This is a genomic window from Dellaglioa sp. CoH-57-MRSF-20 (genome assembly GCF_056781955.1).
In genome coordinates, this window is record NZ_JBXAXV010000196.1 from 1 (window position 1) to 332 (window position 332).

At 59.0% G+C, this 332-nt stretch carries 1 protein-coding gene; it reads right to left on the reverse strand.

Annotated features, from left to right (window positions below):
• The coding region (locus tag AC1RPN_RS08760; RefSeq protein ID WP_481763803.1) for a hypothetical protein at nt 1-332 on the reverse strand (332 nt) is incomplete at both ends.

Here is a 332-nt window from a genome sequence, read left to right on the forward strand (position 1 = left end):
TCTATAGCTCCAGACCCACGCAGGGAATCCCAGCCCGCGCATGTCAGTGAGGCCTGTGCGCGCACGCGTCAAATACCCCATCGACGCCATCTTCGAAAGGTCGCGGCCGAACTGCGGACACTTATTGGCACCGTACGGCATAATATCCATGGCCGCACCAGTCTTTTCCGCGTACTCATCAACGGCCCAGCGGTCCAGTACGTCGGCCTGATCATAATTCCTAGACATCAGGTCTAGGATCACGTCATACCTGTCAACGGGCTTCACAGGTGTTGCCGGGCCATACGGCGCACCGCCTCTCGGATGCCGTTCTCGATCAGGGCAGCGCTGAT